Raw genomic sequence first — 16,182 nt, 5'->3', positions numbered from 1 at the left:
GATTGGGATTCCTCTGTCTTCTCTATACGTGCTTAATGGTATACGATATGATTATATATTATAAATGATATGGATTCTCACTAGTAAAAATAATGCAATGGAGTCCGTTACGGGGTGTAGTTATGGAATGGCCTGAAACCATTAAAATATGGAACCAGACGCCGGTTAAAGTACTCGACATTCGGCATTTGGTAATGAAGGCAGGAGAAGAGCTGCAAGATTACCGCCTTCCAGCTAGTGCTTTTATTTTCGCTAACCAGGGCGAGGCCAGATTGAGTCTTGATGGAATGGAAACCGTATCAGCCAATTTTCAAGTCCTGCATGGCGGCAAGGGCGCATCGCTGAATATCCGCTGTTTGAATCGTCCATTTGACTATTATCTGATTTTATATAAACCTGTTGATGGCTTATCCGGTCAATCTATGCGCAGACGAGTGGAGCGACTGGCTCCTTTTGGGCGACAATATACATTTCAAACAAAACAACCATTATCTTTGCTTGTTCTTCTAGAGTCTTTGTATCAGAAGTGGACGACAGGTGAGGATCTAGACAGACTGCAAGTGACAGGACTGTTCTATCAATTTGTGTATGAGCAGTTTCGTCAGCTGTTACTCGCCGATGCTGAGGCCTCTGCACCAGATTTGGCTACACATATCGCTCAATATATTCATGCGCATTATCGTGAGACGATTTCCATGGAGATGATGGCTAGTTTATTTCATTACAGTGCACATTACCTCTCCAGGGTGTTTAAACGCAAATATAAGTGCAGCCCAATTGAATATCTCATTCAGACTCGGATGAATCGGGCTAAATTTTTGCTGAATAAAACGGATGTGACCATTCGCGATATTGCTGACAGTGTCGGGTATACAGATATGTATTACTTTAGCCGCCTTTTCAAAAAGCAGACCGGTGTAACACCCGCGCAGTTTAAAATGTATAATCTCGGGCTAAAAAGTTCAATTCGTACGAATGATATGCCCGAATCGTTCATTGCTCCGCCAGCAGAAGAAGGTTATATTGTTAATAGTGATAATCATTATCAACAAGATACTTGGAGAGTGAATGAAATGAATTTTGGTTTTAAGCCTTCCTTTGCTGTGACGCTCTTGTTTAGCCTATCTCTGCTGCTGGCAGCTTGCGGTGGTGCAGGTTCAGATGTGCAACAGGCTGCAGACAGCACTAATAAACAGCAAAATAATAACACGGATACGTTGCCGGCAGAGACAAGATTGTATAAAGATGCGCTGGGACGGCAGGTGGATATTCCGGTTAAACCGAGCAAGGCTGTCGTTATTACATACGGCGGTTATTTGCTTCCACTTGGACTAGAGCCGGTAGGAGCCGACCAAGGTACACTTGATAAATATCCAGATGAAATGGCAAAGGTCGATAGCATCGGCGATGGACTTGGCAATGTAGAGGCTATATCTGCACTTCAGCCAGACGTGATTATACTGCCAGACTATCATAGTGCAGAAATCTATGAAACTTATCAAACAATAGCCCCGACGGTTGCCGTAGCATGGGGCGGTGATCCCGACGTGGTGAATACGCTGCGTGCGATTGGCGATGTCATGAACCGAAAGCAAGAGGCAGAAGCGTGGATTTCTACATTTGAGGAGAAGCTTCAGCGTGTCCGAGATGAGCTCCATATTAATATTAAAGAAGGTACAACGGCAATTACGTTTATCCTTCATAAGGGAGAAGTGCTTTTGGGAGGCAAGGGTGGTACTTTGGGTAAACTAATCTATGAGGATTTTGGTTTCCAAATGCCAGAACAGTTCGAGAAATTTGCAGATGGCGGCGCTGCTTTGTCGATGGAATCTTTGGCTGATCGACCTGCCGACTATTTCTTCACACAGATGACAGACGAAGAGATGGTAGAGATGACGAAACTGTTCCAAGAGCCTCTCTATAAGGCGATTCCCGCAGTAAAAAATAATCACATTATTAACGTAACCCGTGATAAATGGAATTATGGACCTTACCTGGTGGATGAAGCGGTTGATGCGCTAATCGAACAGGTGGAACAGTCACAGAAATAAGATACTTATCCATATGAAGCGAAAAAATGTAGTGTAATTGCTTAAACAAATATAAAGCCAACTTGACGCGAAGGATTTGCGTTGAAGTTGGCTTTTTATCGTGTGATTTAATTTTCAACTTGTTTAGTATTCCGCACTGGCTGCTATTCCATTCACCAGGCACGTCTACACATCATAACATGAGCATGAGGTAAAATAACCTTTTGTATTGGAAAGGATAAGGGTAAATTGACCATGGAATTTAAGCTAGCTGCCGTAGGAGATATTTTAATGATGGGCTCTCTCCTAACGTCAGCCAAACAATTAAATGAAAACAAATACGCATTTGAACCCATATTTCAAAACGTCGCTCCATTGTTAAAGCAAGCCGATTTGGTGATCGGCAATCTAGAGACACCGCTTGCAGGAACAGAAGTTCATTATACACAGTCGAACCCTCGCACAGGCTTCTCGATGTTCAACTGTCCAGATGATTTAGCTTCCGCTTTAAAAAAAACCGGTTTCAACGTTTTGACTACAGCCAACAATCACTGTATGGATCGCGGTAGGAAAGGCCTCGTTCGCACGCTGCAGGTTCTCGACAAGCTTGAGCTTGCACACACTGGCACGTATGCATCCGATCCGCGGAACGAGAACCATCTAATTCTAGATGTAAAAGGCATCAAAGGTCGGAATAGTCAGCTATTCGAAAGGAACAAACAAAATCCCTTTGTCTCCTGATGAAGCTTGGATGGTAAACCAAATCGATCCTACAAATCACAAAAAAGTCGCCGATCATATACGCAGGCTTGCTCGCAAGGTCGATGTTGTCGTGGTTTGCCTCCATATAGGAAAGGAATGCCGTCATGTTCCCCTGAAGCAATCGCAGCGGTTAGTGAACTTATTGCTTGCTAACGGTGCCCATATTATTTTGGGCCATCATCCTCACGTCATACAACCGGCCTCTCCCACCAAGGATGACCGCTTTGCCATCTATTCGCTTGGCAATTTTATCGCTACACGCCTATACCGTAATCCGGCTACCAACTGCGGTGTCATTGTCCAGTTAACAGTTAAAAAAGAAACGGACGGAAAGGTTAAAGTGACTGAAACCAGTTATACTCCTACCTGGTCCACACGACTTAAAACAGCGAACGGAGTGAAATACCGAATTCTGCAGATTCATCAAGCGCTGTCGAAGCCAGTTCCCGGTCAATCCGCCACTGATCATAAATTGATGCGTAATGTTTGGAAGCGTATCAGACCGCTCTTGATCGAGAAAAAATCCACAACATGAGCAAAATGGACCCTCTTTCTAACTACACTCGTAACAAAAGCAGCCCGCCCTCTGATGAGGAACGAGCTGCTTTTTAAGTTTCAACATTACAATTACAATTTAAACATTTATCGGCAGGCAGCTTTTATGCACGGGGCCGGCCTGTCGACTCCCGTACGATCAGCTTCGTTGGCAGCAGCAGTTCGGTGAATGGCTGATCCGGCTCGCTCATTCGCTCCATCAGCCTCTCAACAGCTTTTGCAGCGTATAATTTCAAGTCGATATCTACCGTTGTAGTCGGAGGTGTAGAGATTTGGGATAAATACCCGTTGTCGAAGCTGATGATAGACATATCATCGGGCACTTTCATACCGAGCTGCTGCATAGCAGAGGTTAGAAAATAACCAAGGCCGTCGTTCACACAAAACCACGCTGTAGGCTGACGCTCAAGCCCCCTCGTATAATTGGAAATAAACGCATGGTCCTCTATCGCTTGAGAGCAAATCCATTCTTCCTTAACCGACAGCTCGAATTCCCTCATCGCCATCCGAAAGCCATCCAGTCGCTCTTGATAACTTGGAGAGAAAGAGGTATCGCCGACAAAGCCGATCTCGCGATGCCCGTGATGCGCCAGATGCCGTACGGCTTCATAAGCAGCGAATCGGTTATTTGTCAGAATGCTGTCCACCTGTAGATTCGGATGATGATGGTCAATCATAACAGCAGGAATTCCTGTGTCTAGCATCATTTTCGTATAGGCCGTTGTGATATGAGACAAGATAATAATCCCGTCAACAGATCGGTTTAGGAGAAAAGGAGGAAGTCTTTTCTCATCAATTGCTACGCGGTCAATGGATTGAATTACGAGCTCATACCCTTGCTGCTTAGCTTCCTTCTCTATGATTAAATAAATTTCACCGAAAAAGCTTTGCATACTGAAAGCAAAGTCAGACGCGATAAGCGCTATGGATCCCTTAAGTTTAGGTTGTTCCCCGAGAATGGCGCCTGACTTCTTCGTCTTTGTATAAGAATAGCCCATCCGGTGCGCCGTATCCATAATCAACTTCCGTGTAGCTTCGCTTACGCCGTCCTTGCCGGAGAGCGCTTGGGAAACGGAGTTTTTGGACAGCTTCAGCTCATCCGCGATTTGCTGCATGGTAACTTTATCTTTCATTCCGAGCATCCTTTCCCGCTGCATCCATTTATACGGTCATTATGCCCTTAATTGTAACGTTACAAGATTATAAAGTAAACAGGGATCGGAAAAAAACCTATGTTTCCCTGTAGTTGTTACTTGACATAGCATTACAAAACGTTAATAATTAGTGACATAACCACTTAGTATTTAATTTTGTAACGTTACAAAAAGAGTGACTGTAAATGCACATTTTGTTATCTTATTTAACATCTAAGGAGGATTTACGTACATGAAGAAGCTAGTATCTACGCTTTTGGTTACTGTCATGGCAGGCGCTATGCTTGGAGCTTGCGCGAAAGGCGGCGGCAACACAGGAACCGGCAGCGCTGCATCAGACGTTACGACGATTGAATTTTGGGCTGCCCCTCACCCGACGCAGCAGGCTTATTGGAAAGAGCTTGCGAGCGCCTACATGGCAGAGAATCCGAAGGTCAAAATCAATGTAAGTGCGATTAAAGAATCACCAAGCTCCGAAGCGAGCATTCAATCGGCCATCGCAGGCAAGAGCGCTCCGACTATTTCTGAGAATATTAACCGGGGTTTTGCCGCTCAATTAGCCAACAGCAAAGCGCTCGTGCCGCTTGAGACTTTGGCGGGCTACGACGAAGTTGTCACTAACCGAAACATGAAAGCTACAATCGAGCCTTGGAAGTTTTCTGACGGCCATCAATACGTAATGCCCATTTACTCGGTTCCCATGCTCTTCGGCTGGCGCATCGATATCTTGAAGGAGGCGGGCATTGACACGCTTCCAAAAACCTACAGCGAGATGCTGGAGCTGACAAAGAACTTAAAAGCGAAATTCCCGGACAAGTATGTATGGGCGAAGCCTGATCTTGCCGATTCAACGTTCTGGAAACGTTGGTTCGACTTCTATATGCTGTATGATGCGGCTTCGAACGGCAACAAGCTGGTAGAGAACAACAAGTTTGTTGGCGATGATAAGGCGGGCATTGAAGTGCTTACCTTCATGGACAATCTTCGCAAAGAGAAGGGTATCTTGACGCAAACGGTCACAGATCCTTTCGAGAATGGCGTGGGTGTATTTACTGACTTGGGTCCTTGGACGTTCAGCTTGTGGGAAGAGAAATATCCGAACATGAAAATTAATGAAACGTTCGCACTCACGATGCCTCCTGTACCGGATGGTATAGATCCCGCAGCAAGCAAGACTTTTGCCGACACGAAAGGACTCGTCATCTTCGCGCAAGCGACAGAAGCCGAGCAGAAAGCGGCATTCGAATTCATTAAATGGGTGTATTCCGATGCGAAGAACGATGCGAAATGGTTCGAGCAAACGAAGCTTCCTCCTGCCCGCGACGATCTGACAAGCAATGAATCGTTCAAAAGCATTTTAGAAGCGAATCCAGATTTGAAACCTTATGCAGAAAATGTACCTAATGCGGTGCCTCCAATGGACAACGCTAAATATGTCGACCTACAAACGCTGATCGGCCAGGAAGCGTTTAATAAAGTTGTACGCGGCGAGCTTGCTCCAGAGCAGGCTTGGACGAATTTGAAAAAAGCCATTGAAGGCGCCCTTCAGTAAAGGGAGATTATTCCATGGATCAGAAAAACAATCGGTTGGGCTGGTTATTCACCAGTCCCTACCTTATTTATTCACTCATTTTCTTCTTCGGGCCGTTGATTTGGTCCTTCTACCTGGCCTTCACGGATTGGGATCTCATTGCGCCGGAGTTTAAAATGGTCGGCTTCGACAACTTTATGAACGCACTCAAGTCACCTGCTGTGCATTCTTCGTTCTGGGTCACATACAAATTTATGCTCATCTTTGTCCCGCTCGTTACGGTGATGGCGATGTGTGTAGCGGTTGTTGTACACAGTTTACCGCGGATGCGAAGCTTGTTTCTCATCGGATTTTTCTTGCCGTACCTGTCATCGGGGGTCGTATCGTCCCTCATCGTAAAAGGGCTTCTGTCGTATACGAGCCCTATTAATACCATGCTTCGCAAGTTCGGCATTACGATCGACTGGCTGGGCTCTCCGATGTCAGCTTTATTCGTGGTCGGCATGATTCTGGCTTGGAAATTCACAGGCTACTATGCGCTCATCTTAACGTCCGGACTGTCGAGCATAGACAATGAAGTCTATGAAGCAGCCGCCATAGATGGTGTAACGGACAATCAGCGCTTCTGGCGCGTGACGCTTCCGCTCATGTACCCAGCGCTCTACACGACGCTTATTCTGTCATTCGGCGTCACCTTCGGTATTTTCACCGAGGTGTATCAACTGACAGGAGGCGGACCGAATTTTGCAACGAATACGTGGCAAATGGAGATCTTCAAGCAGGCATTCATTAATCTGAAGGCCGGCTATGCATCAGCGGTTGCTTTGCTCGCATCAGTAGCGACGTTCATCTCAATCTTTATTATTCGAAAACTGCTAGAACTGTGGGGGAAACGTAATGGTTGGGTCTAATCGCAATAGAACAAGCCGATTGGCGTTCCGCTATGGCTTAGCAGTCATTCTTCTGATCTTGATGGTCTATCCGTACCTGTATATGATCTTGCACTCGTTCGCGGATTGGAGTCAGGTGGACCGCAAGTTGCTGCCAAACTCCTTCTCGCTAAAATCGTACGAGTGGCTGTTCTCAGGCGGGGAGACGGGTATGTCCCGTCCATGGCTCACCGCATTAATGAATAGTGTTATCGTCTCGGTTTCTTCTACCGGTTTGATGATGATGTCCGGCATTATGGTTGCTTATGCCTTGTCGAAGCTCAATTTCCGGGGACGCGATACCGTGAACAATTTTGTGCTGTTCCATATGTTTTTCCCAGCGATTATATTGCTGATTCCGACGTTCCTGGTCGTGCAGCGCGTCGGCTTGTACGATACCTACTTGGGGATGATTATTCCGAAGGCCGTCAGTCTGTGGGCGATCTTCATGTATACTAACTTCTTCAAAGCAATTCCATCTGTCTTTATTGAAGCAGCTAAGCTCGACGGCGCCACCGATTTCAAAATCATGTATCGGGTCTTGCTTCCGATGTCGCGTTCGATTACGACCGTCATCTTCCTGTTCCTACTGATGGAGCGTTGGACGGAGCTGCTTTGGGATATGATTATCGTGCGCAGCGACCATATGTTGACCTTGAATGTACTGCTTTCTCAAATGTTCGGCCCGTATGCCACCTATCCAGGTCCTCTGTATGCCGCATCGGTGCTGTTGACATTCCCGATTATCGTGCTGTTTTTTATTTTCGGGAAGAAGTTCCAAGATGGCATGCAATTTAACTTAAAATAACTCGGCAAACGTCTAAAGGAGAAGAGGTTATGAGTTTCGTCAGTACAGATGTAAAAACATGCGCCGAGCTGCTCGGTGCCTATCAAGCTTCGGGAAAGGTTGCTCGCGAGGCGCAGAAGATCCATTTTGTCGGTACAAGCGTAGAGGGTAAGGACGTTTACAATATTTCTGCTCCGTTCATGGATGAAGGGGTTCCCGTCATTGCCGGCCGGGTGGAATCGCGTGACAGCGAGCATTCCGAAATTATGTTTTTCATAGAACAAGGTGGCGAGTGGATTCCCCGCGAAGGGGCGCCGGTGCTCCGCCTTCAGGATCCGTTCTTCACACGCATCGCAGGCCAGCTTGTGCTGGGAGGTGTAGAAATATTCCCGCATCCCGAGAATTCAAACATGCTGAAATGGCGCACCGTATTCTACCGAGGCGAGGGAATTGCTTCATTGAAGCCTTTCTTCAAAGGGCCAGACGGTATGAAGGACATACGTCTCGTGGAACTTAGGGACGGTTCGATAGGCGTATTCACCCGTCCCCAAGGCGATAAGGGAGGACGTGGCAAAATCGGCTATACGAACGTTGCTTCACTTGATGCATTGAGCGTTGAGCTCATTGACGCTGCACCGCTGCTCGGCGGTCAGTTCATCGATGCTGAATGGGGCGGAGCGAATGAAGCGCATCTGCTGGTGAATGGCTTGGTCGGTGTCCTTGGACATATCGCTTGTTATGATGATAGCGGCGACCGCCATTATTATCCGATGGCATTTGTCTTCAATCCAGAGGACGGCAAGTTCTCTGATATCGAGTTGATCGCCGTACGGGCAGACTTTCTGCCGGGGCCGTCGAAGCGTCCGGATCTGCAGGATGTCGTGTTCAGCGGAGGCCTCGTTCGTCATGCAGCGGAAGGCGTGGCAGTTCTCTATGCAGGCATTAGTGATGCCGATGCGCAGAAGCTAACGATTGCTGATCCTTTCCGCAAATTCGAAAACTAAATGTTTATAAAGGGAGTTATCTAATCCGTTATGAAAGTATATCGCTACGAAGAAAATCCTTTGATCACACCTGCAGATGTAGTCCCTCACCATGAGCAGTTCGAAGTTATCGGCGCGTTCAACGCCGGCATCGCTGTCTATGGGGATGAGATTATTATGCTGCTTCGCGTTGCGGAGCGTCCGATCAGCCCTGACCCCGAGAAGGTGCTGGCGCCGGTCTTCAACACGGATACGCAAGAACTTGACCTGATTGAGCTGCGCCTGGATGACGAGCGTTATGATTTCTCTGATCCGCGGGTCATTCGCAACAAGTCGCAGAGCGCGACTTTCGAATATTTGACGTCCCTCTCCTACCTGCGAATTGCCCGCAGCAAGGATGGACATCATTTTACAGTGGATGAGAAGCCGTTTCTCTACCCGTCGCAGAAGCTGGAAACCTTCGGGATCGAGGATCCGCGCATAACCCAGATCGGTGACATCTACTACATTTATTTCTCTGCTGTCAGCCCGGTGGGCGTCGGTGAGTCTATGGTATCTACAACCGATTTCGAGAAGGTCAAGCATCACGGGATGATTTTCGGCCCGGATAACAAGGATGTGCTCATCTTCCCGGAGAAGGTGAACGGTAAATACTACGCACTGCACCGCCCGACAACAAAGAGCACGGGTAATCCGGAAATGTGGATTGCCGAGTCTGACAATCTGCTTTACTGGGGTAACCACAAGCATCTGATCGGACTTCGTTCCGGGATGTGGGATGGAGGCCGGATGGGCGGCGGCTGCGTGCCGATCAAGACCGAACGCGGATGGCTGGAGCTGTATCACGGGGCAACGGCGGAGCATCGCTACTGTATGGGCGCTGTGCTGCTCGATCTGAATGATCCGTCCAAGGTGCTTGCCCGTTCAAACAAACCTATCCTGGAACCGGAAGCCGAGTACGAGAAGAATGGCTTCTTCGGCGACGTCGTATTCGCATGCGGCGCGATCGTAGACGGTGACATCGTGAAAATGTACTACGGCGTAGCGGACACGTCGATGGCGGGCTGCGAGCTCAGCTTGCAGGCGATTCTGGATAGCCTTGAGCCACTTGAATAAACAATACGATGTAAATGATAAGGAGGCTGTTTCAAAAGTGATTCGCTCACTTGAGAGACAGCCTCGTTATCATTGATTATTTTATTCTTCAAACCTCACTCTGATCGCGCTATTTTAGTTTCATTCTTCGTTTTACTATCTGCTTCTTCCTCTTCAATCAACACCTTCGTTCCAGAACGAAACTCACTAATCGTTCTACCGAGCGCTCTCCCTAGCTCTGGCAGCTTCTTTGGTCCAAACAGCAGCAATGCAACCAGTACTAGTAATAAAATACCTGTCGTACCTAAACCACCAATCATGCCTTACTCAGCTCCCCTCTGCAATGCAGCTTCCAGAGCAAATCGCTCTATCGCCTCCACCACTCCTTGACCATATGCTTTTTGGCAAATATAATCAGCAGCTTCTTTCAATCCCTCTCGTCCATTGGCAACAGCAACCCCAACAGCCGATGCTGAATACATAGGTAAGTCATTCATTTCATTACCAATCGTCATGATTTGCTCTCGGCTAACGCCAAGCAACTCTGCTACAGTAGTAACTGCGCTTCCTTTACTGCATGATTTATCTACAATTTCAAGATAGTTATATTCCGATTGGAAAGCTCCAAAGTGATCACCTAGTGTACTCTGATACTTCATCCATAAAAATAATGATCGCTCAATATCACCTATTAGCATAACCTTCTCTGCTTGCTTCTCTACCCACTCCATCCCCTCTAAGGAGATTACGGTACAAGATATCTTTTCCTTTTGCTCGTAAACTTTTGCATCTGCTGTATGTTCAAATATAAATACATTAGAATGGTGGAAGAGAAGTATCGTCAGCCCTTGGTTATATGCCTCAATGAGCAAATGGCTAAGCTTAGCTAAAGAAAAACAATGCTGTTCCACAATATGACCATCCTGGGCAATGACCGCTCCATTACAAAGAATAACGGGAAGCTCGATATTTAGCCTTTGAAGTATAGGTAAGGCTGTAATTAGTGGTCTTCCTGTCGCAATTGTAAATTGTCCACCTGAGGCTCGAAACCTTTCAATACTATCGAGTACCTCCTGCTCAAGTTCATGCCTCTCAGACAACAGTGTACCATCGAGATCACTTACAATTAACTTAATACTACACATCAAGATATAATCCCAGCATTTAATTTATTCTTAACAAGGTTCATGGACTGCTTCAGCTGCTCTAGATTTGTTCCTGGGGCATATTCAAGGATTGGTAGACAACCGTTCACTTCACGCAGCTCTGCAAAGATAGGCTCCCAATCAATATTGCCACTGCCAATTGGTAAATGACGATCACCATCTGCAAAATTATCATGTAAATGAATAGAGCAAAGACGATTTTTTGTCGCTCTAATTAGCTCAGGGATATCCCAGCCATTCAGATGAGCATGACCCGTATCAATTAAATAGGCTGCATTGGCATCCAAACCTGCAACAAATTCTACGTATTCCTTCTGTGTAAATAATGAGCTGCCGTTATACCCAACATTCTCAATCGCTAATCTTATGCCAAGCGGTTCTGCTGTCTTACATAATAATGAGACAAGCTCATATGCACGCTGCTTTGCAAGCTCCTTATCAAAGCCAGGTGAATAACAGAAACCAGGATGGATGACAACATGTTTTCCACCAATCGCATACGTGAACTCAATGGCTCTGCAATATTCCACATAGGTTGCTTCACGAATACTTTTATTCTCACTTGATAGATTCGTATCCCAAGCAGGTGGATGAACACTGAATTTCAATCCAGATTGGCGTAAATAAGGTGTATAATTAGCATAACTCTGTATCGTATCATCCCAAGCTTTACCGTCAACTAGCAACTCTACATCGTTCACTTCCATTTCTTTAAGTGCTTCTATTTTCGTTTCGAGAGTCTCGGAAAGTAATATTAAATCTGATATACAAATGGTATCATTTGACATAAAATCAACTCCTATAGGTTATATATTGGTAAATATCTGGTTTAGGCTTCTGTGTAAACTGGAGTACCGCTATTGCTTACCGTCACTCGATATCTGTTACCATTTGGACTATGCATATAAATTCCTTCAAAATTAGTACTTCCCTCGATACTTACTCGTCCGCTCTTACCCTCAAGTCTATTGTCTGCAACCTGAACATTGATGCAGGTGCTCGTAACTTGAATACCATATTGGTTTTTATTACCGACAGCCGCTGGGATAACCGCATTGCCAGCTATTCTTCCCTCACTCGCAGCACTGCTCACAGCAATTCCTTGCCTTGAATTATCACTTTCTATTCCTGCTGCTTCAATCATATTGTCATTAACCTGAAAATGCTTCAGTGCTCTTAAATTAATTGCGGATCGCCCGCATTGCTTTAGAGTATTGTCTGTAATTCTAATATTGGCAGTATGACCAACGCCGGCATACTCGGTATCAGGCTCCTCAATAAAGATTCCTTCTACCTTAATATCGGACATATGGTTTCCAGTAATGGCAACACTGGTTCCATAGGCAAGATAGATTCCACGATATACATTACGGAACTGATTATTTAAGATCTGTGCGTTATTTACCCATTTCATCGTAATACAAGAGTTATTAGCAGAGTTTGTATCAAAGATATTATCTGTAATGCTTAAAGCTTCTACCTTTGCATACACGCTATTGCTCTTCGGCCAACCAACACAGTAAATATTATCCCCCGTCGTTCCCTTGAACACATTACAGTGAATGATTACATTATGACTTGACTGCGGAAGCCCTGATTGCACCCCAGCGGCATCCTTGGTTGATTCTGTATTGGCTGCAGGGTTAGAAAGCATAATTCCCTTATGACAGTTTAAAAATGTATTATTCGCTACAATAAGGTCAGCAAATTTAAAGCTGCGAACCCCAGAATAGGTCATACCATCAAAGGTGTTCCCTTCTATCACAATGTTCGAATTGTATAGATTATGAACCGCATAATGATTGCCTACTCCTGAAGCCCATGGTCCTGTACCTGCCGTACCGCTCGCTCCAAAATAGCAGTTCATGATCCTTACATTACGAGAAGGCGTGCCATCAAAGGATCCCATATCGTTAAATCCTGTCTCTGTATGGTTAGCGATTTGAATAGCTTCGGCATAGTTTCTTGACTGATCGCTTGTTCCATCGCGATATCCTAGAAAGCGGCAATTTTCAATCAAGATGTCCTCACAAGCATTCATATCTATGGCATGCGCAGAGACGACATCCCTTACTTCTACATCTCTAAACACAACATTGCGAGCTCTTGCAAGTCCAAACCAGTTGAACATATCTGGATATTGGTTGATATTCCCATCCCATACGCCCCCCTCAACGATAAAATGACCTTGTCCATCATAGCCTATATAATTAGCATTCCAGTCACCATTAATTAGGAAGGAACGATCATGATTACGTACCATTGTAGTCCCTTGATCTAGCTTCAAGTGTGTTCTTGAATAGATTCGTAGAGTATCTTTAACAAGGTAGGTCCCCTTTGGAATAAACACCATGGAAGCTTTGCCTTCCACTCCTGCAGCGAGTGTAAGGGCAGTTTGGATGGCATCCGTATCGTTAGCAATACCATTGCCAACTGCACCATAATCTTTCACATTGTAGAAGGAGATAGCTGCCATAGGGAGTGCAGCTGGCTCTGTTGGTTGTACCGCTTCCGCTTCCGCTGCTGATGCTGTTGAATAAGCATTATTAATGAGAGCAGAGCCTGCTGCTATCGATAACATCGAAGCCCCCATAACCTTAAGCATTTTTCTCCTACTCATCTTTCCTTTTTCCATTAATCCATCAGACATGATATCCCTCCTAAAAAGTGTCATAAAAAAAAGAGATGCTGAAAAAAGGCAGCCTAAAAAAACGTCTTGTTTTTTGGGCTAGGTTTTCTCATCATCTCCACCTGCTCTTACCATCTATTCAGTTGCTTGCTTACCAAAAACTTGGATTACTTAATGAAACATAATCTGCTCCATGATCAAACGCTAATTGTATTTCTTCCCTACTTTGAATTAAGCCGCCTACGATAAGCTTCTTGTCCCACTGGGATCGAATTTCCGTAATAATTCTTGGCATAAGGCCAGGCATAAGTTCAACCTCATCAGGCTTAGAACTATGAAACATTTTATGTGCCGTTTCAATTGCAGCCGTATCGATGGCAAATATACGCTGCGTAGTCCCAATACCAGCTTGCTTAGCCGATGCTATGGCATTACTTTTCGTAGAGACAATACCATCAATCTTAAAAACGTTAGCTAAGTAATGAATCCCACTACTATCCCTGCTAATTCCATTTACCATTTCAATATGAACATAGAGCTTCTTATCCACTGCATGTACACGTTCAACGATAGATGCTAATTGCGAAATATCTCCTGTCATTAGATTGATACGCTTCACCTTACTGTTAAGTGCTGCTTCCATCTGCTCTGGGCGTGTAACCGCAGCAATTAGAGGGTAATCAAGATGTTGTTTACTCATGTTATACTTCCTCTCCTATCCATTCAGGTCATTATATATAAGCGTAACAAATAATTTTATGGAGTTTCCCAAACGCAAACTAATGATTAATCTTTCTTACGCTTTAATACCTGTCATAGCAATTCCCTCAATAATGTGCTTTTGAGCAATCAGATAGACAAGCAAAACAGGAATTACTGAAATCATTGTACCTGCCATAACAAGTGACCAGTTTGTGCTATATTGCCCTTTAAAGGCATTAAGCAATAGCGGCACAGTGAACAGGCTACGATCACTAAGATAGAGCAGCGGATAAAGAAAAGCGTTCCAATTGCTTAGAAAGGAGAAAATAGTTAACGCAGCTAGTGCAGGTCTTACAAGTGGCAGCATGATTTGTGCGTAAATTCGCGGTGGAGATGCACCATCTACCATAGCCGCTTCCTCCAGCTCTGCAGGAATTCCCATCATAAACTGACGCATCATAAATACACCAAAAGCCCAGAAAATGGAGTTGGGAATAATCAATGCCCAATGTGTATCAAGCCACCCTAGCTTACTAATGATGAGATAAGTTGGAATCATTGTAACCTGATGCGGTACCATCAACATCGCTAAAATGGCTATAAAGATAAACTCGCGTCCTCGAAACTGGATTCTAGCAAATGCGTAGGCTGCCAATGTACATGTCAAAAGCTGAATAAGTACGATTGCAATGGTAATGTAGGTACTATTCCAATAGGCTAAGTCAAAGGGCATAGCGGTCAAGGAATCCAAATAATTTTTGAATAGCAGTTTCTCAGGTAATAGTACTGGCGGATAGGCAAACATCTCTGCCATTGATTTAAATGAATTGCTTAAGGTCCATATAAATGGCAAGATCATAAGCAAAGCACCTATTGCCATAACAATATGCAAGAATAGAGTGGGTAAGTTTCGAATAAGCCTACGTTTTTGGCTAGGCACAGCTGAGATATTCAGCTCATTTCGATTAAGATTCATAATGCACCCACCTTTTTGAAGCAACAAATTGAATTAGTGTAATGATTAATATAACAGCAAACAGAATCATCGCAACGGCTGAAGCTCGTCCCATATTAAATTCAACAAAAGCTTGATTATAGATGAGATAAACGAGAGTATAGCTGCTCTTACCAGGACCGCCACCTGTCATAACATAGGGCTGATCGAATACCTGAATAGAATTAATAAGCGCCAAAATCGTGACAAATAGCGTTGTAGGCGATAATAATGGTAATGTAACATGCCAAAACTGCTTAAATCCCGAGGCTCCATCAATTTCGGATGCTTCGTAGTAGCTCTTAGATATTCCTTGTAAACCTGCCAAAAAAATGATCATATCCTTACCCAGCGTAGCCCAAATACCGACTAATGCGATGGAGGGAATGACCCAGCGCTCATCAATTAACCAGCTTGGACCCTCAATGCCAATAACAGATAATACATAATTGATAATGCCAAGTTCCCCGTTCAGCATCCACACCCAAATGACACCCATCGAAATGGTGCTTGTAATAACCGGCATAAAATAGAACACGCGATAGAACCTCTTACCCTTCATTACATTAAGAGCAAGCGCAACAAGTAAGGCTGTTGTTACACCGATCCCTACGGTTAGTAGGGCGTAATAAGCTGTGTTGCGCAAGGAACCCCACAGCTCATCATCCTTAAATAGACTGTAGTAGTTGTCAAAAGCAATAAAGTTATTACGTCCAAAGCCATCAAAATCTGTGAAGCTAATATATCCAGCCCAAATTAAGGGAATGATATGAAATACAATCAATCCGATAACCTGAGGGAGTATGAATAGATAGCCCCACATTTTTCTATTACGAAAATGCAAGTAATCTCCCCCTTGTAAACA

16 protein-coding genes are annotated in these 16,182 nt (G+C 44.8%); 8 read left to right on the top strand and 8 right to left on the bottom strand.

Annotated features, from left to right (window positions below):
• The first annotated feature begins 122 nt into the window (after nt 1-122).
• The 3 genes from AC787_RS17730 to AC787_RS17720 all read left to right on the top strand — a co-directional run bounded on the left by AC787_RS17730 (nt 123) and on the right by AC787_RS17720 (nt 3,327).
• On the top strand, nt 123-2,051 hold the full coding sequence (locus AC787_RS17730) for an AraC family transcriptional regulator (protein ID WP_054025992.1): 1,929 nt from the start codon (nt 123-125) through the stop codon (nt 2,049-2,051).
• 234 nt (nt 2,052-2,285) lie between these two features.
• Nucleotides 2,286-2,771: a CapA family protein gene (locus tag AC787_RS17725; RefSeq protein WP_054025991.1), complete on the top strand. Its 486-nt coding sequence runs from the start codon at nt 2,286-2,288 to the stop codon at nt 2,769-2,771.
• Nucleotides 2,761-3,327, top strand: a complete 567-nt coding sequence (locus AC787_RS17720) for a CapA family protein (protein WP_054025990.1) — start codon at nt 2,761-2,763, stop codon at nt 3,325-3,327. The genes AC787_RS17725 and AC787_RS17720 overlap by 11 nt, the downstream gene beginning before the upstream one ends.
• A 124-nt stretch (nt 3,328-3,451) precedes the next feature.
• Here the strand turns inward: AC787_RS17720 and AC787_RS17715 are convergent, their stop codons facing one another.
• Complete coding sequence (locus AC787_RS17715) at nt 3,452-4,480, bottom strand: LacI family DNA-binding transcriptional regulator (RefSeq protein ID WP_054025989.1); 1,029 nt, start codon at nt 4,478-4,480, stop codon at nt 3,452-3,454.
• A gap of 253 nt (nt 4,481-4,733) precedes the next feature.
• Between AC787_RS17715 and AC787_RS17710 the strand changes: the two genes are divergently transcribed.
• Genes AC787_RS17710 through AC787_RS17690 form a run of 5 tightly spaced genes read left to right on the top strand, consistent with a single transcriptional unit; the run spans nt 4,734 to nt 9,847 of the window.
• Complete coding sequence (locus AC787_RS17710; RefSeq protein WP_054025988.1) at nt 4,734-6,053, top strand: ABC transporter substrate-binding protein; 1,320 nt, start codon at nt 4,734-4,736, stop codon at nt 6,051-6,053.
• A gap of 14 nt (nt 6,054-6,067) precedes the next feature.
• Nucleotides 6,068-6,943 carry a carbohydrate ABC transporter permease gene (locus AC787_RS17705; protein WP_054025987.1) on the top strand — a complete coding sequence of 292 codons (876 nt, stop codon included), beginning with the start codon at nt 6,068-6,070 and terminating at the stop codon, nt 6,941-6,943.
• Nucleotides 6,930-7,769: a carbohydrate ABC transporter permease gene (locus tag AC787_RS17700; protein ID WP_054025986.1), complete on the top strand. Its 840-nt coding sequence runs from the start codon at nt 6,930-6,932 to the stop codon at nt 7,767-7,769. Before AC787_RS17705 ends, AC787_RS17700 begins: the two co-directional genes overlap by 14 nt.
• 29 nt (nt 7,770-7,798) lie before the next feature.
• Nucleotides 7,799-8,752: an MTP-1 family protein gene (locus tag AC787_RS17695; RefSeq protein WP_054025985.1), complete on the top strand. Its 954-nt coding sequence runs from the start codon at nt 7,799-7,801 to the stop codon at nt 8,750-8,752.
• Between the two features lie 30 nt (nt 8,753-8,782).
• A complete protein-coding gene (locus tag AC787_RS17690; RefSeq protein WP_054025984.1) occupies nt 8,783-9,847 on the top strand; it encodes a glycoside hydrolase family 130 protein in 1,065 nt (354 codons plus the stop codon).
• Nucleotides 9,848-9,942: 95 nt separating this feature from the next.
• Here AC787_RS17690 and tatA read toward each other — a convergent pair whose 3' ends face one another.
• The 7 genes from tatA to AC787_RS17655 all read right to left on the bottom strand — a co-directional run bounded on the left by tatA (nt 9,943) and on the right by AC787_RS17655 (nt 16,140).
• Entirely contained in the window at nt 9,943-10,146 is a 204-nt protein-coding gene (gene tatA / locus AC787_RS17685) for a twin-arginine translocase TatA/TatE family subunit (protein ID WP_054025983.1), read from the bottom strand.
• Between the two features lie 3 nt (nt 10,147-10,149).
• Nucleotides 10,150-10,971: a Cof-type HAD-IIB family hydrolase gene (locus tag AC787_RS17680; RefSeq protein WP_054025982.1), complete on the bottom strand. Its 822-nt coding sequence runs from the start codon at nt 10,969-10,971 to the stop codon at nt 10,150-10,152.
• Complete coding sequence (locus AC787_RS17675; protein WP_054025981.1) at nt 10,971-11,780, bottom strand: sugar phosphate isomerase/epimerase family protein; 810 nt, start codon at nt 11,778-11,780, stop codon at nt 10,971-10,973. The genes AC787_RS17680 and AC787_RS17675 overlap by 1 nt, the downstream gene beginning before the upstream one ends.
• A 41-nt stretch (nt 11,781-11,821) precedes the next feature.
• Nucleotides 11,822-13,642, bottom strand: coding sequence for a glycosyl hydrolase family 28-related protein (locus tag AC787_RS17670; RefSeq protein ID WP_054025980.1), 1,821 nt, complete (start codon nt 13,640-13,642; stop codon nt 11,822-11,824).
• A gap of 130 nt (nt 13,643-13,772) precedes the next feature.
• A complete protein-coding gene (locus tag AC787_RS17665; protein ID WP_054025979.1) occupies nt 13,773-14,321 on the bottom strand; it encodes a glycerol-3-phosphate responsive antiterminator in 549 nt (182 codons plus the stop codon).
• A gap of 96 nt (nt 14,322-14,417) precedes the next feature.
• Nucleotides 14,418-15,299 carry a carbohydrate ABC transporter permease gene (locus tag AC787_RS17660; protein ID WP_082360813.1) on the bottom strand — a complete coding sequence of 294 codons (882 nt, stop codon included), beginning with the start codon at nt 15,297-15,299 and terminating at the stop codon, nt 14,418-14,420.
• On the bottom strand, nt 15,289-16,140 hold the full coding sequence (locus AC787_RS17655; protein WP_054027121.1) for an ABC transporter permease subunit: 852 nt from the start codon (nt 16,138-16,140) through the stop codon (nt 15,289-15,291). Before AC787_RS17655 ends, AC787_RS17660 begins: the two co-directional genes overlap by 11 nt.
• Between the last annotated feature and the right edge of the window lie 42 nt (nt 16,141-16,182).

The sequence above is a fragment of the Bacillus sp. FJAT-28004 genome, assembly GCF_001280845.1.
In the GTDB taxonomy this organism is placed as follows: Bacteria; Bacillota; Bacilli; order Paenibacillales; family Paenibacillaceae; genus Pristimantibacillus.
Note: the sequence above shows the minus strand (reverse complement) of the source record. Positions and strands in the feature narration are given on the sequence as shown.

Excerpts from the sequence above, each read along its gene's own strand:
- AC787_RS17710 (WP_054025988.1), top strand. The coding sequence starts at position 4,734 with ATGAAGAAGCTAGTATCTACGCTTTTGGTTACTGTCATGGCAGGCGCT.
- AC787_RS17675 (WP_054025981.1), bottom strand. The coding sequence starts at position 11,780 with ATGTCAAATGATACCATTTGTATATCAGATTTAATATTACTTTCCGAG.
- AC787_RS17700 (WP_054025986.1), top strand. The coding sequence starts at position 6,930 with ATGGTTGGGTCTAATCGCAATAGAACAAGCCGATTGGCGTTCCGCTAT.
- AC787_RS17725 (WP_054025991.1), top strand. The coding sequence starts at position 2,286 with ATGGAATTTAAGCTAGCTGCCGTAGGAGATATTTTAATGATGGGCTCT.
- AC787_RS17680 (WP_054025982.1), bottom strand. The coding sequence starts at position 10,971 with ATGTGTAGTATTAAGTTAATTGTAAGTGATCTCGATGGTACACTGTTG.
- AC787_RS17695 (WP_054025985.1), top strand. The coding sequence starts at position 7,799 with ATGAGTTTCGTCAGTACAGATGTAAAAACATGCGCCGAGCTGCTCGGT.
- AC787_RS17705 (WP_054025987.1), top strand. The coding sequence starts at position 6,068 with ATGGATCAGAAAAACAATCGGTTGGGCTGGTTATTCACCAGTCCCTAC.
- AC787_RS17665 (WP_054025979.1), bottom strand. The coding sequence starts at position 14,321 with ATGAGTAAACAACATCTTGATTACCCTCTAATTGCTGCGGTTACACGC.
- AC787_RS17715 (WP_054025989.1), bottom strand. The coding sequence starts at position 4,480 with ATGAAAGATAAAGTTACCATGCAGCAAATCGCGGATGAGCTGAAGCTG.
- AC787_RS17655 (WP_054027121.1), bottom strand. The coding sequence starts at position 16,140 with ATGTGGGGCTATCTATTCATACTCCCTCAGGTTATCGGATTGATTGTA.
- AC787_RS17690 (WP_054025984.1), top strand. The coding sequence starts at position 8,783 with ATGAAAGTATATCGCTACGAAGAAAATCCTTTGATCACACCTGCAGAT.
- AC787_RS17660 (WP_082360813.1), bottom strand. The coding sequence starts at position 15,299 with ATGAATCTTAATCGAAATGAGCTGAATATCTCAGCTGTGCCTAGCCAA.
- AC787_RS17730 (WP_054025992.1), top strand. The coding sequence starts at position 123 with ATGGAATGGCCTGAAACCATTAAAATATGGAACCAGACGCCGGTTAAA.
- tatA (WP_054025983.1), bottom strand. The coding sequence starts at position 10,146 with ATGATTGGTGGTTTAGGTACGACAGGTATTTTATTACTAGTACTGGTT.
- AC787_RS17670 (WP_054025980.1), bottom strand. The coding sequence starts at position 13,642 with ATGTCTGATGGATTAATGGAAAAAGGAAAGATGAGTAGGAGAAAAATG.